Genomic DNA, 26,986 nt, shown 5'->3' on the forward strand with positions numbered 1-26,986 from the left:
CCGGCGCGGGTCAGACCTGGGTGGCGCGGAGGGCCTGGACCGTGGGGCCCAGTTCGGGGTCGGCGGTGAAGGTGTTCAGCGCGGACGACAGCACCTCCGCGTAGGTGGCGCGTGCGGCCTGGTAGCGCTGGCGGCCCTCGTCCGTGATGACCGCGTAGACGCCGCGCTTGTCCGAGGGACAGAGGTCCTTGAAGGCGAAACCCGCCGTTTCCAGGCGGCCCACCAGGCGCGTCACCGACGACTGCCCCAGACCGACCTTGTCGGCCAGGTCCTGCATCCGCAGTTCGCTCGTCTTGGAGTGGTGCAGGTGCTCCAGCGAGCGGTACTCCGACAGACCGATCCCGTGCCGCCGCTGTAGCGCCAGGGCCAGTTCGCGCTCCACGTACGCGTGGAGCGAGAGCACCCGGTTCCATGCGGCCTGGTCGGAGGTACGCAGGGGCGCGTGGGATGAAGTTGCCATAAGGGCCTCCGTTGCAAGGGTGTTGCTTGACAGAAGAGTACATGCGCATGCAAGATCCTGGCGCCCCAAAGTTTGCTTTTCCGAAGATTTACGGGCTCACGCTGCTTGCACGTACAAGCAATCTCTTTGATGGAAACACCACCCACAAGACGCAGGCGACCCACGGCTTCGACCGTGCCGGCTCGTGCTCCATCCCCTCCGCCGACCACGGCACCCCGCCCACCGCATCGAAGGACGCCGCTGACATGAGCATCCGCGCCCACTTCGCCCCGATCGATCAGTCACCCGACCCGGGGCGGGAGCGCCACGTCCTGGCCACCGTCACTTACGGAGCCACCGCCGGCCTCGCCCGCATCCAGCACGGCCACCCCGACCTGTCCATCCCGATGGCCGTCACCGGCGGCGACGCCTTCCGCGAGGTCTGGACCGTGGACGACCGGCCGCGCTGGGTCCTGCGCGGGGACAACGCCTATGCCCACGACGGCCGGCACCTCTTCGTCGCCGGGCTCCTGCCGGAACAGGACGTCTACACGCCCCCCGTGCGCGACCTGTACGAGAAGGCCTTCGCGCTCGTCAACCACCTCGACTACAGCCACATCTTCCGGATGTGGAACTTCGTCGGCGACATCATCGGCACCAACGCCGAGGGCATGGAGGTCTACCAGGACTTCGTCCAGGGACGCGCCCAGGCGTTCCACACCTACATGGGGAACACCACCGCCCAGCTCCCCGCCGCGACCGGCATCGGCACCCAGGGGCGCGGCATCGCCTTCTTCCTCCTGGCGACGAGAAGAGGAGTGCCCCGCCACCTAGAGAACAGCCGGCAGACGTCCGCCTACCACTACCCCGACCAGTACGGCCCCAAGCCGCCGAGCTTCGCCCGGGCCACCCTGCTGGACGACACCCTCTACGTCTCCGGCACCGCGTCCATCCTCGGCCACGAGACCGTCCACCGCGGGGACGTCCGGGCGCAGACCCGGGAGACCCTCGACAACATCGCCCACCTCATCTCCCGCGAGAACCTCGCCGCCCAGGGCGTCGACGCGGGCCACGAACTGAAGGACCTGCGGATGATCAAGGCGTATGTGCGGCACGAGGCCGACATCCCGGCGGTGCGCGCGGTCTGCGAGGAGAAGCTCGGCCTCGGTGTCGAGGTGAAGTACCTCAATGTCGCGGTCTGCCGCGACGACCTCCTCGTCGAGATCGAGGGCCTCGTCCCCGCGCAGGGGTGGGACCTGTGACCGACCTCAAGGTGGGCGTCGTCCTCCCCGGTCGCGAGTGCGTCATCGACGAGGGCCCCTACCCCGCCAACCTCGCCTCCGTCGCCGCCCTGGCCGAGGAGTCGGGCTTCGACTCCGTCTGGGCCGGCGAATCACCCCTCGCCCGCTCCCGGATGAACCCGCTGCTCGCCCTCGCCGCGGCCGCCACCGCCACCGAACGGGTCCAGCTGGGCACCGCCGTCCTCATGCCGCTGCGCCCGCCCGTCCACCTGGCGCACGAACTCGCCTGCCTCGACCGGATCTCCGGCGGCCGCCTCGTCGCCGGCATCGGCTCCGGCTTCGCCTCCCCCGCGACGGAACGCGAATTCGCCAACTACGGGCTGGACTTCACCACCCGCTTCGGACGGATGCGGGAGACGGTCGAGATCTGCCAGGCCCTGTGGGCCGCCCGCGGCGAGCCCGTCTCGTACGAAGGACGGCACTACCGGCTCCAGGACGCGGCCCTGCTGCCCCTGCCTCAACAGCCGCAGGGCCCCCCGCTGTGGATCGCCCACTCAGGGCCCAAGATGCTGCGGCGCGCGGGCGAGCGCTTCGACGGCTGGATGCCCACCTCCACCACCCCGGAGAAGTACGGCGAGGGCTGGGAGCAGGTCGACGCCGCGCGCCGGGAGGCGGGCCGCCCCGCCGACGCCGTCACCGGCGCCGTCTACCTCTCCGTCGCGGTCAACCGCGACCGCCGGCAGGCCGAGGACACCCTCTGGTCCTACTTCCGCGCGTACTACGGCCTTCCCCTCACCACCATGCGCACCACCCAGGGGATCTTCGGCGGCACCCCGCAGGAGGTCGCCGACTGGCTGCACCAGTACGTCGACAAGGGCGCCCGCCACCTGATCCTGCGCCTGCCCACCGACGAACTCACGGAGGCCGGCTACCGCACCGCCGTCCAGCGGACCGCGCAGGAACTGCTGCCGATCCTCCGCAGCCTGTGAACCGCGAACCGCAGGCACCGGCATGGGCGGTGTGGGCGGCGGCCTGGCCGATCACCGCGGTGTTCATGCTGTCCAACATCCCCACCCCGCTGCTCGGCGTCTGGCAGGAACGCATCGGCTTCTCCACCGGCACCGCGACGGTCATCTTCGCCGCCTACATCGGGGGCCTGCTCCTCGCGCTGCCGTTCACCGGCGCCCTGGCCGACCGGTACGGCACCCGTCGCGTGCTGGTCCCGGCGCTGGCCGCCGGCCTCGTCTCCTGCGTGCTGTTCATGACGGCCACCCACGTCCTGAGCCTGATCGTCGCGCGACTGCTCACCGGTGTGGCGGTCGGCGCGGCGCTCTCGGCGGGCACGGCGGCGGTCGCCCACGTCGGGGGGCCCGAACGGCGCCCGCAGGCGGTCCTCGCCGGGTCGGTGGCGATCGGCACCGGCCTGGCGACCGGGCCCCTGCTCGGCGGCAGCGTCTCGCAGTACTGGGCGGCTCCCACCGTGACGGTGTTCGTCCTCGAAGCCGTCCTGCTGCTGACCGCCCTGGCGGTCGTCCGGGCCGTCCACCTGCCGCCCGCGCCGGTCCCCCGGGAGGCGCCCGCCGGGGGGTGGCTGCGGCTGCCGTCGGTCCCCCGGGTCAACCGCCGGGGCCTGGCCACCAGCCTCATGGCGTACATCCCCGGCATGACGGGGACGTCCCTCCTGCTCGCCCTGGGGCCGATCCTGCTCGGCTCCCTGCTGCACACCGGCAACCGGCTGGTCACCGGCGGGATCGGCTTCCTGATGTTCGGGGCGTCCACCGGAGTCCAGTTCCTGGTCAAGAAGCTGCCGCTCCGACGGATCCTCACCGCCGCCGGCGTCATCACCGGGATCGCCATGCTCGGCACCGCCGCCGCCGTCCGCACCCACTCCCTCGCCCTGCTGACCCTGGCGGCGGTCCTCGCCGGCACCGGACAGGGCATGGGCCAGTACGGCGGCTTCTCCCGCCTCGGGACCGAGGTCGCCCCCGGCCGCCTCGCCGAGGCCAACGCGGCGCTCAGCGCGGGCGGTTACCTGTTCGCCGGCATCCTCCCGATCCTCACCGGGTACCTGAGCGACGCCGCCGGGATCGCCACCTCGTCCACCGTGTTCGCGGCCCTCACCGGCGCCGCGGCGTTCGCGGGTTCGCTCCTGGTCAACTCGGCCCGGGTGCGGACACCGGCGCCCGCCGCGTCCGCCACCGGCTCCGACTCGCCCCGGCTCCCGTCCGACCGCCCTTCCCCGTCGAGGAGATGACCAGCACCGACCGGTCCGACGGGGCCGGCTCGCGCGGCGGCCGGATGTCGCGCGTCCGGTCCCGGGCCGGATCAGCCCACCGCCACGGCGACCTGATCCGGCGCCGCCGGGCCCGCGAGCTCCGCCAGCCGTCGCGAACTCGCCCGGCGCTGGAGTGCGCTGAGGCCGGTGGACACGGCGCCGAGCGCCAGCCAGCCGACCGGTCCGGCGACCATCACCGCGCCGGTCAGCAGCATCGGCCCCACCGACTTCTGCACCGACTGGGACATCCCCGCCACCCCCAGGTACGAGGCCCGGGCGCGCGGCGGCGCCAGGCTGACCGCCAGCTCCCACGAACTCACCGACCGCATCAGCTCCGCCAGGGTGACCACGGCCGCGGCGGCCAGCAGGACGATCGAGGCGGTCCAGGGGCCGCCGCCGGTCGAGAGCGCGATCAGCAGACAGGTCGCGAGCATCATCGCCCCGTACCACCCCACCGCCGTGGTCGCCCCGCACGGACGCTCGGCCCAGGCGGAGACGCGCAGTTGCAGCAGCACCACCAGCACGGTGTTGAGGGTCAGGAAGACCGGAACGAGGGCGTGCGGCGCGTCGGTGTGGTGGATGAGCCACAGCGGAAGGCCGACGTTGAGGACCGAGTCGTCCAGGCACATCGGCAGGTCGAGCAGGACGAACAGCAGATAGCCGCGGTCCCGCCAGGGGCTCGGCACGGTCGGTGGCTCCCCCGCCGGGGACCCACCGACCGACGACGCACCGCCCGAGGGCGCGCCGACCCGGGACTCACCGCCCGGGGGCGCGCCGGTCGGCTCCGCGGGCTGGGCTGCCACCACCAGCCCGCGGCCCGCCGGCTCCCCGGTGCGCCGGATCAACGCGGCGGCCAGCACGAACGAGAGGGCGTTGGCCACGATCAGCGCACGGTAGGCGGTCGTCGTCCCCACCGCGAGGCCGATCGCCGCGACGCCCGCCCCGACCGCGTACCCGGCGTTGGCCACGCTGCGGAACAGCGCCTGGTACGTGCCCCGCCGCTCGCCCGCGACCCGGGTGGCGAAAAGCATCTCCAGGGTCTTGGCGCCGCGCTCGGCCAGACAGGTCAGGGCGACGGCCACCAGCAGCGCGGCGAAGTGGTCGACCACCAGCAACAGGCCCATCGTCCCGACCCGGAGCAGGTGGCACCCGATCAGCAACCCCCGTACGGGCAGCCGCTCGGCGGCCCGGCCGGCCAGCGGCGACCCGGCGATCCCCGCCGCCGCGCCCACCCCGAGCAGCAGGCCGAGCCGGCCCGCGTCCATCCCGCACACATAGGTGAAGTACAGCACCGACGCGGCCGCCCAGACCCCGCTGCCGGTCCGGTCCACGCCCTCGGCCAGCAGCATGGTCCGCGCGTCCCGCCCTCCCGGCGGCCGCCGCAGTTGTGCCAACAGTCCGTCTCCCCGCATGCGAGGTCCCCCGTTCCGCGATCAGGATTAATCTCGACATCAAGATACTTCATATCGAGAGACCTGCGGAACCCCGTGATCCGGGGTACGGCGTCCGGCGGACGGCGGGCCCCACGCTCCCCGTCGGCACCTCCACTCCCACGCACCGTCACCCGCACCGACAACGCCCTACCGACTGTCAGTGCCGTCGGCTACGGTCGCTCCCGAACGACCGCATTCTCACCGGGGGGCACACCATGACCGCACCGGGCACCAGCCCGCTCACCACCGCCGAACTCCTGGCCGGCTGGCGCCGGGTCGGCGTGCGCGAGGGCATGTCGCTGATCGTGCACTCCTCGCTCTCCAGCCTCGGCCGGGTCGAGGGCGGCGCGCAGGCCGTGGTGGCCAGTCTGCGCGAGGCGGTCGGGCCGGGAGGCACCGTCGCGGTGCCCACCTTCACCACCGACACGGTGGGCGACCCGGCGCCCGGCCACGCCGGGCCGCCCACCCCCGAGCTCGCCGAACTCCGGGCCGCCGTCCCGCTGTTCCACTCCGACCTGCCCTCCCGCATGGGCGCGGTGGCCGAGGCGCTGCGCACCCTGCCGGAGAGCCACCGCAGCACCCACCCGCAGGTCTCGGTCGCCGCCGTCGGCGCGCACGCCCGGGAGGTCACCGCCCGCCGCTCGCTCGGCTTCGCCGTCGGCCGGGAGTCGCCCTTCGGCGCGCTGCACGACCTCGGCGGGCACGTGCTGCTGATCGGCGTCGGGCACAACCGCAACACCTTCCTGCACTACGCCGAGACCTTCGCGCCCAACCGCCGACTCAAGCTGCGGCGCTTCCCGATGGCGATCCAGGGCGAGCGGGTGTGGATCGAGGCACCCGACGTCGGGGACGACAACGACACCCACTTCCCGGCGGTGGGGCGGGAGTTCGAGGAGCGGGCCGGCATCCGCGCGGTGCCGGTCGGCAACGCGGCCTGCCGGCTGCTGCCGGTCCGCGACCTCATACCCTTCGCCGTCCGCCGCCTCACCGAACTGCTCGGGCGGGTCTGAGCAGCGGACGGCCCCGGGAAGCGCGGCCCGGCGGTTCCTGTTCCCGTGCCGGAGCGCGAAGAACCGCCAGGCCCTGCCCGTCACCTCATGTCACGCCGGGGCGTCAGTGCTTCGCGTCGTGCACCGCGTTGGTCTCCTGGATCTTCTTCCACGACTTCGGCTCCGCCGGCGGCTGCCCGTCGCGCCGGTCCGCCGCGCCCGGCGCCAGCGCGGCCGCAGCCGGGGTGCCCGCCGGCACCGGCCCGACGGCCGGCTTGGCGGCGGTGAACAGCCAGGTGCGGAAGAGGTCGCCGAGCTTCTGCCCGGAGACCTTCTCGGCGTACGCCTGGAACTCCGGGATCGTCGCGTTGCCGTAGCGGCGCTCGGTGGGCCAGCCCTTGAGGATCCGGAAGAACTTCTCGTCCCCGACGGCGTTGCGCAGCGCCTGGATGGCCACCGCCCCCCGGTCGTAGACGGCACCGGCGAACTGGTCGTCCGGGCCCGGGTCGCCCGGCTTGACGCTCCAGAACGGGTCGTCGGCCGGGTGCGAGGCGTAGACGTAGTCGGCCAACTCCTGTGCGGTGCCCTCGTTCTCGTGCTCGGACCAGAGGAACTGCGCGTAGCGGGCGAAGCCCTCGTTCAGCCAGATGTCGCTCCAGCGGGAGAGCGAGACGCTGTCGCCGTACCACTGGTGGGCCAGCTCGTGGACGACCACCGAGGTGTTGGCGCCCTTGGCGAACTGCCGGGGGCTGTAGAAGACCCGGGTCTGGGTCTCCAGGGCGAACCCGGTCGGGACGTTCGGGACGTAGCCGCCGACCGAGCTGAACGGGTAGTCGCCGAAGATGCCGCTCAGCCAGTCCACCAGTTCACCGGTGCGCTCGACGCTGGCCCGGGCCGCGTCGGCGTTGTCGCCGAGGTCCTTGCTGTACGCGTTGTAGACCGGCAGCCCGCTCGGCGTGGTGTCCGTGCTGATGTCGAACCTGCCGACCGCGAGGGTGGCCAGATAGGTCGCCTGGGGCTTGTTCTCGCGCCAGCTGTAGCGGGTCCAGCCGGCCTGCGAGCTGGTACCGGTCAGGATGCCGTTGCTGATCACCTGGTTGCCGTCCGGCACCTGCACCGAGACGTCGAAGGTGGCCTTGTCGCTCGGGTGGTCGTTGCTCGGGAACCACCACCAGGCCGACTCGGGCTCGCCCGCCGCGACCGCGCCGTCCGGGGTGCGCAGCCAGGCGGTGAAGCCGTACTTCTTCACGGTGGACGGCACGCCCTTGTAGCGCACCACCACGGTGGCCTGGCTGCCCTTGGCCAGCGGCCGCGCCGGGGTGATCTGCAGTTCCTGCTCGCCGCTGGTGGCGAAGGCCGCGGGCCGCCCGTTGACCCGGACCTCGGAGACGTTCAGCGCGAAGTCGAGGTTGAACCGGGAGAGGTCCTGGGTGGCGGTGGCGAGGAGGGTGGTGGTGCCCTCCAGTTCGTCGGTGGCGGGCTGGTACTTCAGCCGGATGTCATAGTGCGAGACGCGGTATCCGCCGTTGCCGTAGGTCGGGTAGTAGGAGTCGCCGACCCCGGCCGCGCCGGGTTGGAAGTCGGACGCCGAGGCGGGGACGGCCAGGAGCAGGCTCAGGGCACCGGCAGCGGAGACGATCAGCCTCTTGCGCAACGTGGTCCTCCAGGATCACCGGAACGATGGGTCGGATCGATCCTTGTCCCGGTGAACCCCGGACCACTCCCCGATCATGAGATGTTCATGAAAAGAAACCGGCCGAAATGATCCGCCCGGCGCCAGGCCCCGGTACCGAGCGTCAGGCCCCGAGCACCACCGGCGCCCGGACCAGCGAGCCGTACTCCGTCCACGAGCCGTCGTAGTTCTTGACGTGCGGGTACCCCAGCAGCTCGGTGAGCGCGAACCAGGTGTGCGCGGACCGCTCGCCGATCCGGCAGTAGGCGATCACCTCGCGCTCCGGTCCCACGCCCTTGGCCCCGTAGAGCTCGCGCAGCTCCTCCGCCGAGCGGAACGACCCGTCGTCGTTGGCCGCCTGTGACCAGGGCACGTTGACGGCGCCCGGAATGTGCCCCGGCACCTGGGCCTGCTCCTGCGGCAGGTGCGGCGGCGCGATCAGCTCGCCCCGGAACTCCGCCGGCGAGCGGACGTCCACCAGCACCGCGTCCGCGCCGGGCTTGGCGAACACCTCGGCCTTGGTCAGCACCTCGTCGCGCAGCGCCCGCAGCTCGGGCCGTTCCGGCCCGGTCAGCCGGTAGGCGGTGTGCTGGTAGTCCATCACCTCGCGGGTGAGCTCCCGCCCCTCCAGCTCCCACTTCTTGCGTCCGCCGTCGAGCAGCTTCACCGGCCCGAAACCGCGCAGCCGCAGCAGCCAGTAGGCGTACGCGGCGAACCAGTTGTTGTTGCCGCCGTACAGCACGACGGTGGTGTCGTCCTCCACCCCGGCGGCCCGCAGCAGGTGCTGGACGCCCTCGCGGTCGACGTAGTCGCGGCCGACCCGGCTGTGCAGGTCGGTGGTCCAGTTCCAGCCGACGGCGCCGGGAATGTGGTCCCGGTCGTAGGCGGCGGTGTCCTCGTCCACCTCGACGACCCGGACCGTTCCGTCGTCCAGGTGGTGGGCCAGCCACTCGGTGCGGACCAGCGCCTCGGGGTGTGCGTAACCGTTGCCGGTCATCCCAGGCCCTCCTTCGCTCTGCCCAGGCTGCGGCGCCCGACCGCGGGGCGGTCGAGCCGCGCGGGCACGGCGGGGCGCCGGCGGCCGGGCCGGACAGTTCCGAAGCTACGCCGACCGCCCGAGCGCGGCCACCGCGGCCGCCACCGCCGCCGGGGCGAGGGCCGTCAGCCGCTCGCCGCGCCGTCCAGCCGTGCCACGTAGTAGAGGTTGAGCACGTCCCCCTCGACGCGTTCGGCCTCCACCGAGCCGAAGCCGGCCTCCGCCAACATCCGCCGGGCCGTCTGCTCGCCCCAGACCGTCCCGAGCCCCTCCCCGCCCTCGCCGAGCGAGACCGTCATGCAGTAGAAGGTCGAGAAGGCGTACAGCGCGGTCGCCAGCGGGTGGTCGACGTTCTCCTCCAGCCTGCTGCTGGCGGCGACATCGCCCATCAGGAAGACGCCGGCGGGGTGCAGCGCCGCCGCGATCGCGGCCAGCGTGCGGGTCGGGTGGGCCAGGTCGTGGATCACGTCGAAGGCGGTGATCAGGTCGTACGCGCCGGTGAGTTCCGCCGAGTCGGCGACCTCGAAGGTGGCGTTGCCGAGGCCGAGTCCGGCGGCCGAGGCACGGGCGGCGGCGATGCCCTCGGCGGAGATGTCGATTCCGGTGAACCGGCTCGCCGGGAAGGCCTTGGCGAGCACGGTGACGGCGTGGCCCTGCCCGGTGCCGACGTCCAGCACGTCGATCCCGGCGCGCAGCCGCTCGGTCAGCCCCGGCACCAGCGGCACGATCGCGTCGACCAGCGCCAGGTCGTACACCCGGGCGGTCTCCTCGGCCTGCAGCCGCTGGAAGCGCGGGTACGCCGAGTACGGCATGCCGCCGCCGGTGCGGAAGTGGCCGATGAGTTCCTGCTCGACCTCGCCCATCATCCCGAGGAGCGGCATCATGCCCGCCAGGTTGTCGGGCCCGGCCGCCCTGGTCAGTGACGCCGCGTGCTCGGGCGGCAGCGCGTAGGTGCACTCCTCCGGGTCGTACTCGACGAACCCGCCGACGACCATCCCGCCCAGCCACTCGCGCACGTAGCGCTCGTTCAATCCGGCGGCGCGGGCGATCTCCTCGCTGGTCGACGGCGCGAGCCCGGCCATCAGGTCGAAGAGCCCGGTCTGGTGGCCGATGCTGGTCAGGAGTCCCAGGCAGGCGTCGTTCAGGACTTCCACCACCCGTCCGCCGAACTCCTCCTGCCTCACCTCATCCAGTTCCCGTACGGACATCACTCCTCCTCCGTAGCCGGGACAGGTGACCCCCTACCCGTCACGCTACGCGCCCGCCGCCGGGGCGGGCAGCCGGACGGTTCCCGGCCGCCGCCGGACCGCCCGGCGTCGCCCCCGTCCGGCTGGTCGAAGAGGGGTCAGGCCTTAGGAGAAGATCACCGAGCGGAGCTTCAGGCGGTCGCCGAGCCGCTTCCCGGGGTTCATCACGTAGAAGACGTCACCCGCGCAGTCGAAGTCGAGGAACACCGTCGCGGTGGAGGTGGTGAAGTTCTCCGGCGCGAAGGCCGGGTCGCGGTCGGTGGCCCCGACCAGGTCGATGCACTTGCCGCCCGCCGGGTCGGCGATCCCGGCCGGAACGCCCGGCCCGACCTTGTAACGGAACTCACCGGCGGCCGCGTTGGCGGACAGCGGGACGGCGAGGACGAGGGCGACGGCGCTGGCGGCGGAGAGCACGGCATTGCGGAGACGCATGGGTGAGGGCCTTTCAGGTGGTACCCGGCGGTACCTGATGAATTGGTGCGAGATCACCCTAGGGGCCGAAAATCCGCAGAAACGGTTCTCCCAATCCACTCGTTCGAGTGGTTTAAACGGCAAAGCCGCTACTCATCCCACCTACCGATGCCGGCCGCCATCCGGTGTCCGACCCTCGCATCTCAGTTCGGCGGTGCCGTGAAGTAGTAGCCCGAGTCGATCAGCACCGGGAGGTACGCCTTCAGCGCCGCCACCGTCTGCGAGCGGTCCCCGCCGCCGTCGTGGTTGAGCACGATGGCTCCGGGCCGGACGTCCTTGAGGATCCGGTCGGTGATCACCGAGGTGCCCGGGCGGGCCCAGTCCCGCGGGTCCACCGACCAGCCCATGTTCCGCATCCCGAGGTCGGCGGCCACCTTGAGCGACGACGGCGACCAGTCGCCGCCCGGCGCGCGGAACCAGGTGGGCTGGCGACCGGTGGTCCGCTGCAAGAGGTCGGAGGTGCGCTCCAGCTCGTCCCGGACCTTGCCGTCGGACAGGCTGCGCAGGTCCGGATGGGTCCAGGTGTGGTTGGCGATGTGGTGGCCGTGGTCGGCGATCTCCCGCACCAGGGCCGGGTATTCCACGGCGTTCTCGCCGATCAGGAAGAAGGTCGCCCGGATCCCGTACTGCTGGAGCAGCGCCAGCACCGTCGGCGTGTGCCGCGGGTCAGGACCGTCGTCGATGGTGAGGGCCACCACCCGCCGGGCCGCGTCCAGCTCGTACACCGGCTTGCTCTCCGCGTCGGTGAGCACCCGGCGGACGGGCTGCACGCTCGGCGCGGCCGCCGAGGCGGAAGCGGGGGCGGAGGGGGAGCCGGAAGCAGCGGGCGGCGCGGAGGAGCCGGCCGTCGCCGAGGGTGACACCGATCCGGCCGGCTCGGCGGTGGGGACCGGGGCCCCGGCCCCGCCCGTCGCCGCACCGGCCGCCGAGGACTCGGCGCCGCCGTCACTCCAAGGACTCCGGCAACCGGTGGCCGCGCCCAGCAAGGACATTCCGGCGGCGACCAGCAGCAACCTGCGCGAGGTGATCCGGGACGACAACGAAGAATCAATCTGACGATCTGACAGCATTCTGGATGCTTCCCCCGCCGGTCACCGCCGCTCTCCCAGGGCAACTCCGACGGCCCCGATCACCACTCCGACGGCCCAAGGGCGACCCACCGTGAGCGCCCGCACCCGGCAGCTCCGCACGCCGGTCCGACCGGGCGTCCGAGCCTTCGGTCGGCACCGCTACGCTGTGCCTTCCCCAGTGTGATGATCTGCCATCAGAGGACGTGGCCATGACGACAAGTCAGGACTTTTCCCAGCAGGGCCCCCAGGGCGAGGACGCCGTCGAGCTGAGCCAGTGGGAACGTTTCGGCGTCGACACCACCACACCGCACTCGGCGCGCGTGTACGACTACTGGCTGGGCGGCAAGACCAACTTCCCGCCGGACCGCGCCATGGGGCAGGCGATCGAGGAAGCCGTCCCGAGCGTCAAGGAGATGGCCAAGGCCAACCGCGCCTTCCAGGGCCGGGCCGTCCGCCACCTGGCCCGGGAACACGGCATCCGCCAGTTCCTCGACCTCGGCACCGGCATCCCCACCTCGCCGAACACCCACGAGATCGCCGAGGCGGTCAGCCCCGGCACCCGGGTGGTCTACGTCGACAACGACCCGATCGTGCTCGCCCACGCCCGCGCCCTGATGGTCTCCAGCCCGGCCAGCCGCACCACCTACATCCACGCCGACCTGCGCAAGCCCGAGGAACTGTTCGCCGACCCGGCGCTCACCTCCACCCTGGACCTCACCCAGCCGGTCGGCCTGCTGATGATCGCCGTACTGATGCTGATCGCCGACGAGGACGACCCGTGGGGCCGGGTCGCCGCGCTGCGCGACGCCCTGCCCGCCGGCAGCTGCCTCGCCCTCACCACCCCCACCCAGGACTTCGACCCGGAAGCGGTCGGCAAGGTCGCCGAGGCCGCCCGGGCCGGCGGGATGACCCTGGTGCCGCGCACCTACGACGACGTGCTCCGCTTCTTCGACGGATGGGAACTGGTCGAGCCGGGCGTCGCCCCGGTCCTGGCCTGGCGCCCGGACGGCGAGCCGCCGGCCGACCCGAAGGCCGCGTACTACTGGGGCGGCGTCGCCATCAAGCGCTGAACCGAGTCAAGCGCTGGTCCGACCTCCGGCGGGCCGGTCCTCAGGACCGGTCCCGCCGAGCCCTGCCGGGCCTGCGCCGCCGTCCCGGAGCCGCCGGGCCCCGGCGCCGCCCGGCCGGAGATGTCACTTCAGCAGCCGCGACAGCCGCCGGTCCGCCAGCGGCTTGCCCCCGGTCTGGCAGGTCGGGCAGTACTGCAGCGAGGAGTCCGCGAAGGACACCTCCCGCACGGTGTCCCCGCAGACCGGGCAGGGCTGGCCGGTCCGGCCGTGCACCCGCAGTCCGAGCTTCTTCTCCGCCTTCACGTCCCCCGCCGCCAGCCCGTGCGAGCGCTCCACCGCGTCGCGCAGCGTGCTGCCGAGCGCCTCGTACAGCCGCGCCGTCTCCTCCTCCGTCAGGCTCGCCGCCAGCTTGTACGGCGACATCCGCGCCGCGTGCAGCACCTCGTCCGAGTAGGCGTTGCCCACGCCGGCCAGCACGCTCTGGTCCCGCAGCACCCCCTTGAGCCGGCGCCGGTCGCCCCGCATCAGGGCGGCGAAGGCGTCCAGCGTGAAGCCCGGGTCCAGCGGGTCGGGGCCGAGCCTGGCCACACCGGGCACCTCGGCGGGGTCCGCCACCACGTAGACCGCCAGGCCCTTCTTCGTCCCCGCCTCGGTGAGGTCGAAGCCGTCCGCGGCCTCGCCCTCCAGGCTCACCCGCAGGGCGAGCGGGCTCTTCGGGCTCGGCCTCGGCGGCACGGCGGGCAGGCCGTCCTTCCAGCGCAGCCAGCCCGCCCGGGCGAGGTGCACCACCAGGTGCAGCCCGTCGGCCTCGATGTCCAGGAACTTGCCGCGCCGCGTCACCGGCCCGACCGTCCGCCCCTCCAGGGCCGTCACCGGTGGGTCGTACGTCTTCAGCGCGCTGATCGCCACCGGCTGCACCCGGGCGATCACCCGCCCGGTCAGCCGCTCGGACAGGAAGGCGCTCAACGCCTCCACCTCGGGCAGCTCCGGCATGCGCCCAGTCTCCCCCAGACCTGCCCGCGCCGCGCGCTCTCGCCGTACGAGCCCGTCCACCATCACCGCCGGCCACCCCTCTCACCGGCCCCCTTTGCCTCGGCCCGGCCCGAAGAGCAGGCTGGGACGCGAGGAGGCGCTGACATGAGCGAGCGCAGCGAGCGGTTCGTCGGGGGACGAGCGTCGGTCGGAGCGCGGGTCGTGCGAGGCGACCGGCGGGCTCGGCGAGGTGGGGCATGAGCACCCTTGAGGAGCAGATCGACATCGACGCCCCCGTCCTCGCAGCCTGGGAGCAGTTGCATCGGGTGCACGAGTACCCGCAGTTCGTCGAGGGGGTCCGCAGTGCCCACCCGCACGGCCGGAACCTCGCCCACCTCGGGGTGCGGGTCGGTGGGGCGGAACGTTCGATCGACACCGAGATCACCGACCGCGGCCGGGGTCGGGTGATGGCCTGGCGGACGCTGAACTCCACCCAGCTGCGCGGCGCCTTCGCGCTGCTGCCGTTGGACGCCCGGCACACCCGGCTGCAGATCCGGGTCGAGTACGACCCGGAGGCGGTGCACCGGGAGTTCGGCGGGCCGCGCGGCTTCGCCCAGGCCGGGGCGATCGAGCGGGCGGTGCGCGAGGACCTGGAGCACTTCCGGCAGCTGGTGGAGGCTCGGGTGAGCGCCGCCGGGGAGCACCCGCACGACGGTCCGTAAGAAGCGCATAAGCCCAGCTCAGCAGGGGTGGTGAGGCTCTTCACAGCCCGCCGCCCGGCCGGCCGTTCCGCTGTCCGCCTGTGGCAGACTCGGGTGCCATGGACATCGGCCCGGTCACCAGGACGCTCCGCGCGGCGGTCTTCGCCGCGCTGGTCGTGCTGCTCGCCGGGCTCGGCCAGGTGGTGGTCACTGGCCGCGCGCTGCCGGTCGGCACCATGGGTCTGGCATCCGTCGCGGTCTTCGCCCTCGCCTTCGCGCCGGCCGGCCGTGAGCGCGGCTACCCGGCGATCGCGGCGGTGTTCCTGCCGCTGGAGCTCGGTGTCAGCGCGCTGTTCGACGTCGCGCAGAGCACCTGTCCGTCCCTGCCGCCCGACGCGGCCCACGGCTTCCGGCCGCTGCTGTGCGGCGGCGGCTCGCTCGGCGGGTTCCTGCTCGGCCACGGCGTCTCCGAGCAGACCGGCGTGCTGCTGCTCCTGCTGCTGCACACGGTGATCGCGCTGGCCGGCGCCTTCTGGCTGCGCCGTACGGACGCCGCGCTGGCCGGTCTGGCGCGGGCCGTCCGGATGCTGGGCGAGTTCCTGCAGCGTCACCTCCCGGCCGCCGCCCGCTGGCTGCGGCTGCTCACCGCACCCGTCCCGGCCCGTCCGGTGGCGCGGATGCCGTTCCCCCGGGCGAGCCGCGCGCTGGTCCCGGCCCAGGACGTGGTCGTCCGCCCGGCCGTCCGGCGTGGTCCGCCGGTGTTCGTCCCGGCTGCCTGAACCTCCTCGCTCAGCCTGCCGCCTCTCTTCCGCGCGCAGACCCCAGCCCGGGTCGCGCCCGCCCTTCCGCAGCCCAGAGAGCACAGGACGACACCCCATGAGCAGCACCCGCAAGACCGACCGGAAGACCGACCAGAAGACCACCGCCACCGAGCGCCTGCACACCGCCCGCGCCGAGGCCGAGCGCTCCGGCCGCATCCGCCGCCGCGTGGTGGTGGGCGCCGCCTCCGCCGCCGTGCTCGCCCTCGCGGCGGGAGTGGCCCTCGCCGTCGGCGGCTCCTCCGGCTCCTCCTCCGGCGCCGCGGCGAGCGGCCCGCTGGTCGTGCCGGCCAACGCGACCGGCACCGGCGGCACCGTGGTCACCTACGGCAAGCCCGACGCCCCGCACACCCTGGAGATCTACGAGGACTTCCGCTGCCCGTTCTGTGAGCAGCTGGAGACCACCACCGGCAAGGCCGTGCAGCAGCTCGCCGACGACGGCACGTACAAGATCGAGTACCACCTGGCGACGTTCCTGGACGACAACCTCGGCGGCAAGGGCTCGCGCACCGCGCTGGCCGCGGCCGGCGCCGCGCTGAACGAGGGCGTGGACAAGTTCAAGGCGTTCCACGACGTGCTGTACGCCAACCAGCCGGACGAGCGCAGCGACGCCTTCAGCGACGTCAACCACCTGCTCGACCTGGCCGGCCGGGTGCCGGGGCTGAAGACCGACGCCTTCGTCAAGGCCGTCCAGGACGGCACCTACGCGCCGTGGGCGGCCAAGGTCGACGAGGAGTTCGACAAGAGCGACGTGACGGGCACCCCGACCGTCAAGCTGGACGGCCGGAAGCTGGACGTCCTCACCAACGGCAAGGCCGTCTCCCCCGAGCAGTTCACCGCGATGGTCAAGCAGGTGACCGGGTGACGGCCGCCGTCCTCGCCGGGCGGGCCCACGGCGCGAGCCGGCCGGTCGCCTGGCTGCTGGTGATCGCCGGCGCGGTCGGCCTGTTCGCCTCGGCGGTCCTCACCCTGGACAAGATCCGGCTGCTGCGGGATCCGTCCTACGTCCCCAACTGCAACATCAATCCGATCATCAGCTGCGGCTCGATCATGCGCAGCGACCAGGCGGAGGCCTTCGGCTTCCCCAACTCGCTGATCGGCCTGGTCGCCTTCGGGGTGGTCGTGGCGGTGGGCGCCGGGCTGCTCGCCGGGGCGGCGTACCGGCGGTGGTTCTGGCTCGGCATGCAGGCGGGGACGGTCTTCGGGATCGGCTTCGTCACCTGGTTGATGTACCAGGCGCTGTACCGGATCGGCGCGCTCTGCCCGTACTGCATGGTGGTGTGGGCGGCGGTGATCCCGCTGTTCTGGTACACCACCCTGCACAACCTGCGCAGCGGCGTGATCCCGGTGGGCCCGAGGGCCCGGGTGGTGGTGCGGGAGGCCGCGCGCTACCACTGGGTCGTCCCGGTCCTGGGGTACGCGGTGATCGCGCTGCTGATCCTCAACCGGTTCTGGTACTACTGGAGCACTCTGATCTGATCGCCGCCCGCCGCCGGTCGCGGAGTTCGCCGGCATCCGGCGCGCGATGCCGAAGACGGTGTTCTCCCGCACCCTCGACCACGCCGACTGGAACACCACCGTCGCCCGCGAGGTCACCCCCGCGTCGATCGCCGCGCTCACCGCCGGTCCCGGTGGCGACCTCGCGCCGGCCGCGGCGCGGGGCCGTCCGGGGGTCGGTCAGTCCTCGGCCGGCGCGAAGGTGAACCGCTCGACCTCGGCGAGGAGTTCGGCGCGGCGGCGGTCGTCCAGGAAGGAGGCGCGGAAGGAGTTGGCGGCCAGGCGGCGGAGGGTCTCCTGGTCGAGGGCGAGGGCCTGGTGGACGGCGCGGAAGTTGTCCTCGACGTAACCGCCGAAGTAGGCCGGGTCGTCGGAGTTGACGGTGACCAGCAGACCGGCGTCGAGCATCTCGCGCAGCGGGTGGTCGGCGAGGGTGTCGACGCAGCGCAGGCGGACGTTGGAGAGCGGGCAGAGGGTGAGCGGGACCTGCTCGCGGACCAGCCGGGCGACGAGTTCGCCGTCCTCCAGGCAGCGCAGGCCGTGGTCGATCCGCTCCACCCCGAGGACGTCCAGCGCCTCGGTGATGTACGAGGCCGGGCCCTCCTCGCCCGCGTGGGCGACGCGCCGCAGGCCGGCCTCGGCGGCGCGGCGGTAGACCTCGCGGAACTTCGCCGGCGGGTTGCCGACCTCCGCGGAGTCCAGCCCGATGCCCGAGATCCGGTCGAAGTACGGGCGGGCGGCCTCGAAGGTCTCCAGCGCGGACTCGGCGGACTCGTCGCGCAGGAAGCACATGATCAGCTGGGTGCTGATGCCGTACCGCTCCTCGCTGCGCGAGAGCGCGCGGGTCAGCCCGTCCACGACCACACCGAGCGGCACCCCGCGGGCGGTGTGGGCCTGCGGGTCGAAGAAGATCTCTGCGTGCCGCACGCCCTGCTCGGCGGCGCGGGCCAGGTAGGCGTCGGCGAGGTCCGCGAAGTCCTGCTCGGTGCGCAGCACGGCCATCAGCGCGTAGTAGAGGTCCAGGAAGGACTGCAGGTCGCTGAAGGAGTACGCCTGCCGCAGTTCGTCGGTGTCGGCGTAGGGGAGCCGGACGGCGTTGCGCTCGGCGAGGGCGAAGGCGAGTTCGGGCTCCAGGGTGCCTTCGATGTGCAGGTGGAGTTCGGCCTTGGGAAGCGGCATCAGCGATCTGTCCGGTGGTAGAGGGGCGGACCCGAAAGGTGCGAAAGAATTCATCCTACGATCTTCCCGATCTGCGGAGGTGCCGCGGGCAGGTCCCGGAGGGTCCGCAGCGGCGAGAACAGCGGGAGCGCGCCGGCGAGCACGAGCAGCCCGGTCATCACCCACATCGTGGCCCGGAGTCCGATCGCGGCGCCCAGTGCGCCGCCGATGAGCGCGGCGAACGGGATGGTGGCGTGCAGGGCGAACATCGATCCGGCCGCCACCCGGGTGCGCAGCTCGGGCGGGGTGTAGGACTGCCGGAAGCTGCCGAACACGACGTTGCACAGCACCACCGCCGCGACGACGGCGAGCGACCCGACGAGGTACAGCGCCGTCCGGAGGCCCGGCCCGGCCAGCGGCATCAACAGCCCGAGCGGCAGAACGGAGAGCAGGACGATCCGTACCCCGCGCGCCGTCCCCAGCCGGCGGCACAGCGGGCGGGCCGCCAGCGCGCCGAGCACGCCGCCGACCGCGGCGGCGGAGGCCAGGGCGCCGACCCAGCCGGGGGCGAACCCGGCCTCCCGGACCAGGAACAGCACCAGGATCGACTGGTAGCCCATGAGTGCGAAGTTCGCGGCGGCGCCGAAGGACAGGAAGGCGCGCAGGTACGGGTCCCCCAGCAGGAAGGCCAGGCCCTCCCGGACCTGGCCGAGCATGCCGGCCTGCTCGCGGACCACCGGCTCCGGCCGGGAGCGGATCCGCAGCAAGGTGCCGGCCGCGATCAGGAAGCTCACCGCGTCGACGAGCAACCCGGCCGCCGCGCCCAGCAGTTGGACGGTCAGGCCGGCCAGCCCGCGCCCGGCGACCTCGGCCGCCGAGCCGCTGCCTGCCAGCTTGGCGTTGCCCTCGATCAGGTCCTCGGGTGCCACCAACTCGGGCAGGTACGCCTGGTCGGCCGCGTCGAAGAGCACCGACGACAGCCCGCTCAGGAAGGCCACGGCCAGCAGGTGCGCCAGGGTGAGCACGCCGGACCAGGCCGCGACCGGCACGCTCGCGAACAGCGCGGCGGAGCCGAGGTTGCAGGCGGTCATCACGGTCCGTCGGGGCGCCCGGCCGACCCACACGCCGGCAGGCAGGCCGAACAGCACCCACGGCAGCCAGACGGCACTGGTCAGCAGCCCGGTGGCGAGCGGCCCGGCGTCGAGGGTGAGCACCGCGACCAGCGGCAGTGCGACGGTGGTGACGCTGCTGCCCAGTCGGCTGACGGTCTGGCCGGCCCACAGCAGCCGGAAGTCGCGCTGCGCGAACAGGCCCCAGCGCGAGCGGAGTTCGGGGCTTTCGGACGGCGGGGCGACGGTGGCAGTCACGGCCGCGCCGGGACGCTGTGGGCGAAGGCGAGGACCGTCCCGCGCTCGCGCTCGTCCTCGGGCACCGGCCGGTCGGCCCACCGCTGGATCACCGCGTGCAGGTCCGCGGCCAGCTCCCTGGCCTCCTCCGGGGTGAGCCGCAGCCAGGCCTGGGTGGCCACCGAGCAGCCGTCCTGCCAGTCGGGCCCGTAGCCGCCGCGCCGGGCATGCCACTCGCGGACCAGCTCGACCTGGCGTTCCAGCAGGATCGACCCGGCCGCGTCCGCGACGGCCTCGGCGACCGGATCGCCGTCGAAGTCGGCCCTGGTCCAGCTGAGTTCGCGGTCGGCCAGCCGCCACCACCGCTCGCGGCGGTCCCGGGCGCGTTCGGGCGCCTCCGCGATCAGCCCGCTCTCCGCCAGCACCTTGAGGTGGTGGCTGACGTTGCCGACCGCCTGCCCGGTGCGTTCGGCGAGCTGCCCGACGGTGGCGGGGCCGTCGACCTTCAGCAGGTCGAGCAGGCGGCGGCGCAGCGGGTGGGTCAGGGCGGCGAGCACCCGGGAGTCGGAGATCCTCCGGGTGCCGCGCGCATCGTCGGTCGTGTCGTCCATGGCCGCAGACTATCCACAAGATCTCTTGTACGACAGCTCTTTTACAAGGGCTCTTGCACACCGCCCCTTCAAACCCCGCCCGCCCTCGGTACGAACGCGTGTACCGGCCTCGGCAGCGGGCAACCGGTAAGAGGGGGCTTCCGTCGAGGAGGTACGAGATGCGGCACGCCGACGACCCGCACATCCGGCCCGAGGGCGTCTCCCCGCACGCCCTGGGCAACGACACCCTGCTCCACGAGCTGGAGCAGCTGCACCGCACGCGCCACGAGACGTTCCTGTACGGCTCGGAGGAGGCGCTCAAGCGCCACACCCTGCGCACCGGCCAGCTGGAGGCCGAGTACCTGCACCGCTTCCCCGATCGGCAGGTGACGGCCGGGCGGACCAGGGCCGGGGCCCGGGCCCGGGAAGCGGCGGCCCGGGTGGAGTCGCTGCCCGAGTGAGGCCGCGTGACCGCGCCCGGCGGGGACACGCCGGGCGCGGAGGCGTGCCCGGGGCCGGGCCGTCGGGGAGGGTGTGAGAACAGCCGCACCGGACCGGACCCCCCAGGGAGCCCCGCATGCCCATCGCCAGCGTCAACCCCGCGACCGGCGAGACCCTCCAGACCTTCGAACCGCTCGACGCCGCCGGGATCGAACGCCGGCTGGCCCGCGCCGAGGCCGCCTTCCAGAGCTACCGCGAGACCTCCTTCGCCACCCGGGCCGAACTGCTGCGCCGGGCGGCCGACCTGCTGGACCAGGACCAGGAGGCCATCGCGCGGACCATGACGGAGGAGATGGGCAAGCCGCTCACCGCCGCCCGGGCCGAGGCCGCCAAGTGCGCCAAGGCGATGCGCTGGTACGCCGACAACGCCGAGGGGCTGCTCGCCGACGAGCACCCGGCCCCGGCCGACGTGACCGACTCCGGGGCCGCCCGCGCGTACGTCCGCTACCGTCCGATGGGCCCGGTCCTCGCGGTGATGCCGTGGAACTTCCCGTTCTGGCAGGTGATCCGCTTCGCCGCGCCGGCCCTGATGGCGGGCAACGTGGGCCTGCTCAAGCACGCCTCGAACGTGCCGCGGACGGCGCTCGCGCTCGAGGAGCTGTTCCGGCGGGCCGGCTTCCCCGAGGGCTGCTTCCAGACGCTGCTGATCGGCTCGGACGCCGTCGAGGACGTGATCCGGGACCGCCGGGTCGCGGCCGTCACCCTCACCGGCAGCGAGCCGGCCGGGCGCTCGGTCGCCGCCACCGCCGCGGACGAGGTGAAGAAGGCGGTGCTGGAACTGGGCGGCAGCGACCCGTACGTGGTCATGCCCAGCGCCGACCTGGAGGCGGCGGTGGCCACCGCCGTCAAGGCCCGGGTGCAGAACAACGGCCAGTCCTGCATCGCCGCCAAGCGCTTCATCGTGCACGCCGACGTCTACGACCGCTTCACCAGGGCCTTCACCGAGGCGATGCGCTCCCTGCGGGTCGGCGACCCGATGGACGAGAACACCGATGTCGGCCCGCTGGCCAGCCGCCAGGGCCGGGACGACCTGGAGGAACTGGTCGAGGACGCCCGCACCCACGGCGCCCGGGTCGAGTGCGGCGGCGACCGCCCGATGGGCTGGGACACCGGCTACTTCTACGAGCCGACCGTGCTGACCGGCATCACCCCGGCGATGCGGATCCACCAGGAGGAGACCTTCGGCCCGGTCGCCACCGTCTACCGGGTCGCCGACCTGGACGAGGCGCTGGCCGTCGCCAACGACACCCCGTTCGGACTCAGCTCCAACGTCTGGACGACCGATCCGGCCGAGCAGGAGCGCTTCGTGCGCGACATCCAGGCCGGCGGGGTGTTCTTCAACGGCATGACGGCCTCCCACCCGGCGCTGCCCTTCGGCGGCGTCAAGCGCTCGGGCTTCGGCCGGGAGCTGTCCGGGCACGGCATCCGGGAGTTCTGCAACGTCACCACGGTGTGGATCGGCTGAGCTCTGCCGGGCGCCCCGGCTCGCGGGGCGCCGTGCGGCCGGGTCAGGAGGAGGCCATCCGGTGCCTGCCCCGGCCGGGCGTCATCCAACGGGCCACCACACCGACCATCGCGATGAACGTCAGGCCCCAGAAGATCGCCATCAGCACCAGGAGCGCCAGCAGGTCCACCTGGACGGCGATCATGCACAGGCCGATCGAGAGCGCGATCATGAAGGTCACGACGGTGGGACTGAGGCTGAGCAGCCAGTGCCACGCACGCTGGCCCCGGCTCGGGTTCTTCGGGGCGTCGGGGCCGGTGTCGAGTTCCTTGTAGGTGAGCAGGTCCATCGGGATCGCCTCCAATGCGGGAAGGGAGGGGAGAGCCTGGCCCCGGGGGGTCAGGAGGCCTTGCGCGGTGCCGCGGACTTCGCGGCCCTGCTGGATTTCGCGGACTCGGCGGACTTCGTGGACTGCACGGACTTCACGGGCTTCGCCGACGTCGCGGACTTCGCTGACGTCGTGGACTTGCGGGCGGTGGTCTTCTTCGCCGCGGTGGTCCGCTCGGCGGCCTCGGCGGTCTTCTTCGCCGGGGCGCGCTTGCGGGGTGCCGGTTTCCGCGCCGGTTCCTCCGCGTCCTCCTCCGCGTCCTCCTCCGCCTCCTCCGCCGGCGCCGCGGCCGGTTCCGCCGTCGGCGCCCGCCCGCCCTTGGCCTGCCGGAGGCTGCTGCGCAGTGCCTCCATCAGGTCGATGACGTTGTCCGGCGCCGCGCCGGGCTCCTCCTCGTGCGGGACCTCGACGCCCTCCAGCCGGGCGGTGATCACCTGCTGGAGCGCCTGCTGGTAGTCGTCGTGCAGCTGGGACAGGTCGAAGTCCTCGGAGAGGGTGTCCATCAGCGACCGCGCCATCTTGAGCTCCTGCGGCCGGACGGTGACGTCCTCCTCAGGCGCGATCCCGGTGGCCGGGCGGACCTCGTCGGGCCAGATGCAGGTCTGCAGCACCAGCGTGCCGTCGTGGACCCGCAGCACGGCCGGCGACTCCCGGGTGCGCAGCGCGATCTTGGTGACCGCGATCTGCCCGGACTCCACCAGCGCGTCGCGCAGCAGGGCATAGGGCTTGGCGGCCGCCTTGTCGGCGACGCCCACGTAGTAGGCCTTGGAGAACATCAGCGGGTCGATCTCGCCCTCGTCCACGAAGGCCAGCACGTCGATGACCTTCTTGCTGGGCAGCGGCAGGTCGGCGAGGTCCGCGTCGCTGAGCGTGACGGTGCGGCCGTCGGGCGACTCGTAGCCCTTGGCGATCTCGGCGTACGGGACTTCCTTCTCCTCCCGTTCGCAGTACCGCTTCATCCGCACCCGGGCGCCGTCCTTGGCGTGCACCTGGCGCAGCGGGACGTCGTGCTCCTGGGTCGCGGAGTACAGGTGGACGGGGATGCTGACCAGCCCGAAGCTGATCGTTCCCTTCCAGGTGGTCTGCATGGGGTCGCTCCTGAAAGGCCGAGCGGCGTCTGGATTGCCCCGAGAGTCCTACTTTGCTCTGGTTTGCGTAGATCGGCCACACCGCGCCAACAATGGGGCGAGGAGGTGGATGCGGATGACCGCCACGCGCCGGACCAGTCCCGCCCCGCCACCGGAGCGCACGACGTACCGGGTGACGTACACCGCGCTCGGGGACGACCGGGTGCGCCAGGACGTGGTCACCGTGACGCCCGGGTACTCGCAGGAGAGCGACATCCCGCGCATCCTGGCCGCCCGCCTCACCGGCCGCCCCCAGGGGCGGCAGCGGGGGCAACCGGCGGTCGTCGTGCTCGCCCTGCGCGAGATCCAGCCTCCCGAGGGGTGACAATGCGTCAGATCTGAGCTTCCCCTGACCCCAGTTCACCTGCCGTGACCTGGCCTTTTGCGTTCGGTAAGCGAACAGTTATCAAAGACTTGTTCCGATACCCGGGCGTAGAAGTTACGTTTCACCGCATTGCGCGGGTCTGTCCCCCCACCCTCTGCGCGACGAGCCGAGGGTCGCCGCGCTGGAAAGGCACAGGGCACCCCTAGATGAGTGCGAACACCACCAAGCCGGCGACGGCCGACTCGACCCCCCACGAGCCGGGCCCGATAGGCCACGGCGGCGACGGCCACCTGAAGGCCGGTCTCAAGAACCGCCACCTGTCGATGATCGCGATCGGCGGCGTGATCGGCGCCGGTCTGTTCGTCGGCTCCGGCGCGGGCATCGCCTCCACCGGTCCGGGCATCCTGCTCTCCTACGCGCTGGCCGGCGCGCTGGTCGTGCTGGTGATGCGGATGCTCGGCGAGATGGCGGCGGCCGACCCGCAGAGCGGCTCCTTCTCCGCGTACGCGGACCGCGCGCTCGGCCGCTGGGCCGGCTTCAGCATCGGCTGGCTGTACTGGTTCTTCTGGGTCGTCGTGCTCGCCGTCGAGGCGACCGCCGGCGCCAAGATCCTCAACAACTGGGTGCCCGGCGTGCCGCAGTGGGGCTGGGCGCTGATCGTGATGGCGGTGCTGACCGCCACCAACCTGTTCTCGGTCTCCTCCTACGGTGAGTTCGAGTTCTGGTTCGCCGGCATCAAGGTCGTTGCGATCGCCGCGTTCCTGGTGATCGGCACGCTCGCCGCGTTCGGCCTGCTGCCCGGCACCCACGCGGTCGGCGCCGGCAATCTGACCGGCCACGGCGGCTTCCTGCCGCACGGCGTGGGCGCGGTGTTCACCGGCATGCTCACCGTCGTCTTCGCCTTCATGGGCAGCGAGATCGTCACCCTGGCCGCCGGCGAGTCGGAGGACCCGGAGAAGGCGGTCAGCAAGGCCACCAACAGCGTGATCTGGCGCATCGGGATCTTCTACCTGGGCTCGATCCTGCTCGTGGTCACCCTGCTGCCCTGGGACTCCGCGGCCGTCAAGAGCAGCCCGTACGTGGCGGTGCTCGACCACGTCGGCATCCCGGGCGCCGGCCAGGTGATGGACGTGATCGTGCTCACGGCCGTGCTCTCCTGCCTCAACTCCGGGATGTACACGGCCTCCCGGATGGCCTTCTCGCTCGGCCAGCGCCGCGACGCGCCCAAGGCCTTCGCGAAGGTGACCGAGCGCGGTGTGCCGCGGACGGCCATCCTCGCCTCGGTGGTGTTCGGCTTCGTCGCCGTCTTCTTCAACTACACCTCGCCGGACACGGTGTTCGCCTTCCTGCTCAACTCCTCCGGCGCGGTCGCGCTCTTCGTCTGGCTGGTGATCTGCGTCACCCAGCTGCGGATGCGCAAGATCATCGAGCGGGAGATGCCCGAGCGGCACACCGTCCGGATGTGGCTGTACCCGTACCTGACCTGGCTCGCCATCGGCATGATCGGCTTCGTGGTGGCCTACATGTTCACCGACGCCGACGGCCGCAAGCAGATGTACCTGTCGCTGGTCGCGGCGGCGATCGTGCTCGGCGCCTCGGCCGTGGTGGGCCGACGGCGGCGGGCGGCGGTGGCGGCGGGCTCCTGACCCGTACCACCGCGCCGGAGATGCCGGGCCCGGGAGCCGTTGCGGAGGCTCCCGGGCCCGGTGCCGTCTCGCGCCACCGCCGGGACACCGGCCGATCTGGAGTGACCCGCTGCGATCCGCCGTGATCCGCCGCTCGTGATCCGCCGGCGGGACCGGTCTGAGCCGCCACCGTGCGGTCACGCTGCGTCGACGCGGGGGCCGCCGGGCTGTGAGCCCGCCCACAGGGGGTTTCGCACCTACGACGCGGGATAGTGGACAAGCCGGTCGGTCCGGCCGCGTGACCGCCCGGGCCGAGCCGGGGCCGCCGCCGCCGTCGGCCCGCCCGGCCTGAAGAACGCAGGCCACCGGCGCTCTCCCCCTCGCGTGCACTCGATGGCACCCACCCGCCAGCCCCGGGTGGACGGAACCGGACAATTCACACCGAATCGCCCGTCGAACCGGGTTGCACCCTCGCCGCAGCCACTATCTGGCGTAGTAGCGAGCTCCTTTGCCACCCGTCCTCGGGCCTGCCAAGAATGGTCCGTCGCCAGGCAGCGCCGGCCGGCCCAGTCCGCCGCGCAGCCCGCCCGCCCCGCCGTCACCGCCGGGGCGCCACGGCCGTTCCGGACGGCCGCGCGGGCCCCGCTCACCCGGAGCCCACGCGATGCCCGTAGCCGGTGCCCACCGCACCGCACGGCGCCAGAACGGCCCCCGACGGAAAAGGATTGTCCGCTTCATGCAGCTCAGCCATGCCCGCCGCAACTCCCTGATCACCGGCGTCGCGACCCTCGTGGTCGCCAGCGCCGCCACGGCCGCCCTCGCCATCCCGCAGGCCGGGAACTCCGCGGAAGCGGCCGCCCCCGCGGCCGCCGTCAGCGTGGACGGCAAGCCGGTCACCGACCAGGCCCAGGCTGACACCGCTGCCGCTGCCCAGCGGGCCGCCCAGGAGGCCCAGGCCGCCCAGGCCAAGGCCGAGGCCGACGCGGCCGCCCAGGCGCAGGCCCAGGCCCAGGCCGCCGCTCAGGCCCAGGCCCAGGCCGAAGCCGAGGCGAAGGCCCAGGCGGACGCCAAGGCCCAGGCCGACGCCGCGGCCTCCCGCTCCCAGCAGCGCCAGGACCTCAACAGCTTCTCCGGCACCCCGCAGCAGATCGCCGCGCAGATCGTGCCGGCCGGCCAGCTGCAGTGCTTCAGCAACATCGTCTTGCACGAGAGCAGCTGGAACCCGCAGGCCGTCAACGCCTCCTCCGGCGCCTACGGCCTGGTCCAGGCCCTGCCCGGCTCGAAGATGGCCTCGGCCGGCGCCGACTGGCGCACCAACCCGGTCACCCAGATCAAGTGGGGCCTGAACTACATGAACACCCGCTACGGCAGCCCGTGCGGCGCCTGGTCGTTCTGGCAGGCCCACCACTGGTACTAGGCCGACACCGCTCGGCCCCGGGGGGGGGGGGGGGGCCCCCCTTGCTGGGCTCCCCCCCTTTCCGTCCCTCGGGGGCGCGTCCAGCAAAGGGAGGGCCGATCAGATGGCTAGTTTTCCCGCCTTTCTTCCCCTGC

Annotated in this window: 28 protein-coding genes; 15 read left to right on the top strand and 13 right to left on the bottom strand. The window is 72.7% G+C overall.

Translation table 11 applies throughout. The features are described from left to right. Window positions 1-10: 10 nt before the first annotated feature. The gene (locus tag ACZ4WV_RS10725) at window positions 11-460 is read right to left on the bottom strand and encodes a MarR family winged helix-turn-helix transcriptional regulator (RefSeq protein ID WP_465744954.1); all 450 of its coding nucleotides are present in this window, start codon (window positions 458-460) and stop codon (window positions 11-13) included. Window positions 461-705: 245 nt separating this feature from the next. Between ACZ4WV_RS10725 and ACZ4WV_RS10730 the strand changes: the two genes are divergently transcribed. From ACZ4WV_RS10730 to ACZ4WV_RS10740, 3 genes are read left to right on the top strand one after another with little or no spacing between them, the layout of a single operon-like run. Beyond that, window positions 706-1,701: an FkbO/Hyg5 family chorismatase gene (locus tag ACZ4WV_RS10730; RefSeq protein WP_465744956.1), complete on the top strand. Its 996-nt coding sequence runs from the start codon at window positions 706-708 to the stop codon at window positions 1,699-1,701. Continuing rightward, window positions 1,698-2,669, top strand: a complete 972-nt coding sequence (locus ACZ4WV_RS10735) for an LLM class flavin-dependent oxidoreductase (protein WP_465744958.1) — start codon at window positions 1,698-1,700, stop codon at window positions 2,667-2,669. The genes ACZ4WV_RS10730 and ACZ4WV_RS10735 overlap by 4 nt, the downstream gene beginning before the upstream one ends. Further along, complete coding sequence (locus ACZ4WV_RS10740) at window positions 2,666-3,934, top strand: MFS transporter (RefSeq protein WP_465744960.1); 1,269 nt, start codon at window positions 2,666-2,668, stop codon at window positions 3,932-3,934. The genes ACZ4WV_RS10735 and ACZ4WV_RS10740 overlap by 4 nt, the downstream gene beginning before the upstream one ends. Before the next feature lie 71 nt (window positions 3,935-4,005). Here ACZ4WV_RS10740 and ACZ4WV_RS10745 read toward each other — a convergent pair whose 3' ends face one another. Then, complete coding sequence (locus ACZ4WV_RS10745; protein ID WP_465744962.1) at window positions 4,006-5,367, bottom strand: MFS transporter; 1,362 nt, start codon at window positions 5,365-5,367, stop codon at window positions 4,006-4,008. 236 nt (window positions 5,368-5,603) lie between these two features. On the opposite strand from ACZ4WV_RS10745, the gene ACZ4WV_RS10750 reads away from it, so the two are divergent. Next, on the top strand, window positions 5,604-6,398 hold the full coding sequence (locus ACZ4WV_RS10750; protein WP_465744964.1) for an AAC(3) family N-acetyltransferase: 795 nt from the start codon (window positions 5,604-5,606) through the stop codon (window positions 6,396-6,398). A gap of 103 nt (window positions 6,399-6,501) precedes the next feature. Here ACZ4WV_RS10750 and ACZ4WV_RS10755 read toward each other — a convergent pair whose 3' ends face one another. The 5 genes from ACZ4WV_RS10755 to ACZ4WV_RS10775 all read right to left on the bottom strand — a co-directional run bounded on the left by ACZ4WV_RS10755 (window position 6,502) and on the right by ACZ4WV_RS10775 (window position 11,555). Further along, complete coding sequence (locus ACZ4WV_RS10755) at window positions 6,502-8,031, bottom strand: M1 family metallopeptidase (RefSeq protein WP_465744966.1); 1,530 nt, start codon at window positions 8,029-8,031, stop codon at window positions 6,502-6,504. Between the two features lie 142 nt (window positions 8,032-8,173). Further along, window positions 8,174-9,046 (bottom strand): sulfurtransferase, encoded by an 873-nt coding sequence (locus ACZ4WV_RS10760; RefSeq protein ID WP_465744968.1) that lies wholly within the window; start codon window positions 9,044-9,046, stop codon window positions 8,174-8,176. Window positions 9,047-9,210: 164 nt separating this feature from the next. Then, window positions 9,211-10,293, bottom strand: a complete 1,083-nt coding sequence (locus tag ACZ4WV_RS10765) for a class I SAM-dependent methyltransferase (RefSeq protein ID WP_465744970.1) — start codon at window positions 10,291-10,293, stop codon at window positions 9,211-9,213. A gap of 144 nt (window positions 10,294-10,437) precedes the next feature. After that, entirely contained in the window at window positions 10,438-10,764 is a 327-nt protein-coding gene (locus ACZ4WV_RS10770; RefSeq protein ID WP_465744972.1) for a hypothetical protein, read from the bottom strand. Between the two features lie 182 nt (window positions 10,765-10,946). Then, the gene (locus ACZ4WV_RS10775; RefSeq protein ID WP_465744974.1) at window positions 10,947-11,555 is read right to left on the bottom strand and encodes a polysaccharide deacetylase family protein; all 609 of its coding nucleotides are present in this window, start codon (window positions 11,553-11,555) and stop codon (window positions 10,947-10,949) included. Between ACZ4WV_RS10775 and ACZ4WV_RS10780 the strand changes: the two genes are divergently transcribed. Continuing rightward, on the top strand, window positions 11,548-11,859 hold the full coding sequence (locus ACZ4WV_RS10780; RefSeq protein ID WP_465744976.1) for a hypothetical protein: 312 nt from the start codon (window positions 11,548-11,550) through the stop codon (window positions 11,857-11,859). The two genes, ACZ4WV_RS10775 and ACZ4WV_RS10780, sit on opposite strands and share 8 nt — an antisense overlap. Window positions 11,860-12,082: 223 nt before the next feature. Beyond that, window positions 12,083-12,943 carry an SAM-dependent methyltransferase gene (locus ACZ4WV_RS10785; RefSeq protein WP_465744978.1) on the top strand — a complete coding sequence of 287 codons (861 nt, stop codon included), beginning with the start codon at window positions 12,083-12,085 and terminating at the stop codon, window positions 12,941-12,943. A 123-nt stretch (window positions 12,944-13,066) separates the two neighbouring features. On the opposite strand, the gene ACZ4WV_RS10790 is transcribed toward ACZ4WV_RS10785, so the two are convergent. After that, window positions 13,067-13,936, bottom strand: a complete 870-nt coding sequence (locus ACZ4WV_RS10790; protein WP_465744980.1) for an Fpg/Nei family DNA glycosylase — start codon at window positions 13,934-13,936, stop codon at window positions 13,067-13,069. Window positions 13,937-14,172: 236 nt separating this feature from the next. Between ACZ4WV_RS10790 and ACZ4WV_RS10795 the strand changes: the two genes are divergently transcribed. The 4 genes from ACZ4WV_RS10795 (at window position 14,173) to ACZ4WV_RS10810 (ending at window position 16,913) form a co-directional block, all read left to right on the top strand. Further along, a complete protein-coding gene (locus ACZ4WV_RS10795; protein ID WP_465744982.1) occupies window positions 14,173-14,637 on the top strand; it encodes an SRPBCC family protein in 465 nt (154 codons plus the stop codon). Between the two features lie 98 nt (window positions 14,638-14,735). Continuing rightward, a complete protein-coding gene (locus ACZ4WV_RS10800; protein ID WP_465744984.1) occupies window positions 14,736-15,395 on the top strand; it encodes a hypothetical protein in 660 nt (219 codons plus the stop codon). 97 nt (window positions 15,396-15,492) lie between these two features. Further along, a complete protein-coding gene (locus tag ACZ4WV_RS10805; RefSeq protein WP_465744986.1) occupies window positions 15,493-16,299 on the top strand; it encodes a thioredoxin domain-containing protein in 807 nt (268 codons plus the stop codon). After that, the gene (locus ACZ4WV_RS10810; protein WP_465744988.1) at window positions 16,296-16,913 is read left to right on the top strand and encodes a vitamin K epoxide reductase family protein; all 618 of its coding nucleotides are present in this window, start codon (window positions 16,296-16,298) and stop codon (window positions 16,911-16,913) included. Before ACZ4WV_RS10805 ends, ACZ4WV_RS10810 begins: the two co-directional genes overlap by 4 nt. A gap of 198 nt (window positions 16,914-17,111) precedes the next feature. On the opposite strand, the gene ACZ4WV_RS10815 is transcribed toward ACZ4WV_RS10810, so the two are convergent. Genes ACZ4WV_RS10815 through ACZ4WV_RS10825 form a run of 3 tightly spaced genes read right to left on the bottom strand, consistent with a single transcriptional unit; the run spans window position 17,112 to window position 20,046 of the window. Continuing rightward, on the bottom strand, window positions 17,112-18,110 hold the full coding sequence (locus ACZ4WV_RS10815) for an adenosine deaminase (RefSeq protein ID WP_465744990.1): 999 nt from the start codon (window positions 18,108-18,110) through the stop codon (window positions 17,112-17,114). A 50-nt stretch (window positions 18,111-18,160) separates the two neighbouring features. Beyond that, on the bottom strand, window positions 18,161-19,456 hold the full coding sequence (locus tag ACZ4WV_RS10820) for an MFS transporter (RefSeq protein WP_465744992.1): 1,296 nt from the start codon (window positions 19,454-19,456) through the stop codon (window positions 18,161-18,163). Beyond that, window positions 19,453-20,046 (bottom strand): ArsR/SmtB family transcription factor, encoded by a 594-nt coding sequence (locus ACZ4WV_RS10825; protein ID WP_465744994.1) that lies wholly within the window; start codon window positions 20,044-20,046, stop codon window positions 19,453-19,455. Before ACZ4WV_RS10825 ends, ACZ4WV_RS10820 begins: the two co-directional genes overlap by 4 nt. A gap of 158 nt (window positions 20,047-20,204) precedes the next feature. On the opposite strand from ACZ4WV_RS10825, the gene ACZ4WV_RS10830 reads away from it, so the two are divergent. Both ACZ4WV_RS10830 and ACZ4WV_RS10835 read left to right on the top strand, forming a co-directional pair. Beyond that, on the top strand, window positions 20,205-20,486 hold the full coding sequence (locus tag ACZ4WV_RS10830) for a DUF6158 family protein (protein WP_350738253.1): 282 nt from the start codon (window positions 20,205-20,207) through the stop codon (window positions 20,484-20,486). 116 nt (window positions 20,487-20,602) lie between these two features. Then, window positions 20,603-21,991: an NADP-dependent succinic semialdehyde dehydrogenase gene (locus tag ACZ4WV_RS10835; protein ID WP_465744996.1), complete on the top strand. Its 1,389-nt coding sequence runs from the start codon at window positions 20,603-20,605 to the stop codon at window positions 21,989-21,991. Between the two features lie 43 nt (window positions 21,992-22,034). Here ACZ4WV_RS10835 and ACZ4WV_RS10840 read toward each other — a convergent pair whose 3' ends face one another. Both ACZ4WV_RS10840 and ku read right to left on the bottom strand, forming a co-directional pair. Then, on the bottom strand, window positions 22,035-22,319 hold the full coding sequence (locus ACZ4WV_RS10840; RefSeq protein WP_465744998.1) for a hypothetical protein: 285 nt from the start codon (window positions 22,317-22,319) through the stop codon (window positions 22,035-22,037). A 50-nt stretch (window positions 22,320-22,369) separates the two neighbouring features. Beyond that, entirely contained in the window at window positions 22,370-23,446 is a 1,077-nt protein-coding gene (gene ku, locus ACZ4WV_RS10845; protein ID WP_465745000.1) for a non-homologous end joining protein Ku, read from the bottom strand. A 115-nt stretch (window positions 23,447-23,561) separates the two neighbouring features. Between ku and ACZ4WV_RS10850 the strand changes: the two genes are divergently transcribed. The 3 genes from ACZ4WV_RS10850 (at window position 23,562) to ACZ4WV_RS10860 (ending at window position 26,852) form a co-directional block, all read left to right on the top strand. After that, entirely contained in the window at window positions 23,562-23,810 is a 249-nt protein-coding gene (locus tag ACZ4WV_RS10850; protein ID WP_465745002.1) for a hypothetical protein, read from the top strand. Between the two features lie 206 nt (window positions 23,811-24,016). Further along, a complete protein-coding gene (locus ACZ4WV_RS10855) occupies window positions 24,017-25,456 on the top strand; it encodes an amino acid permease (protein ID WP_465745004.1) in 1,440 nt (479 codons plus the stop codon). Between the two features lie 715 nt (window positions 25,457-26,171). Next, the gene (locus ACZ4WV_RS10860) at window positions 26,172-26,852 is read left to right on the top strand and encodes an aggregation-promoting factor C-terminal-like domain-containing protein (RefSeq protein WP_465745006.1); all 681 of its coding nucleotides are present in this window, start codon (window positions 26,172-26,174) and stop codon (window positions 26,850-26,852) included. The last annotated feature ends 134 nt before the right edge of the window (window positions 26,853-26,986 follow it).

Source organism: Kitasatospora sp. NPDC029312, from assembly GCF_055569215.1.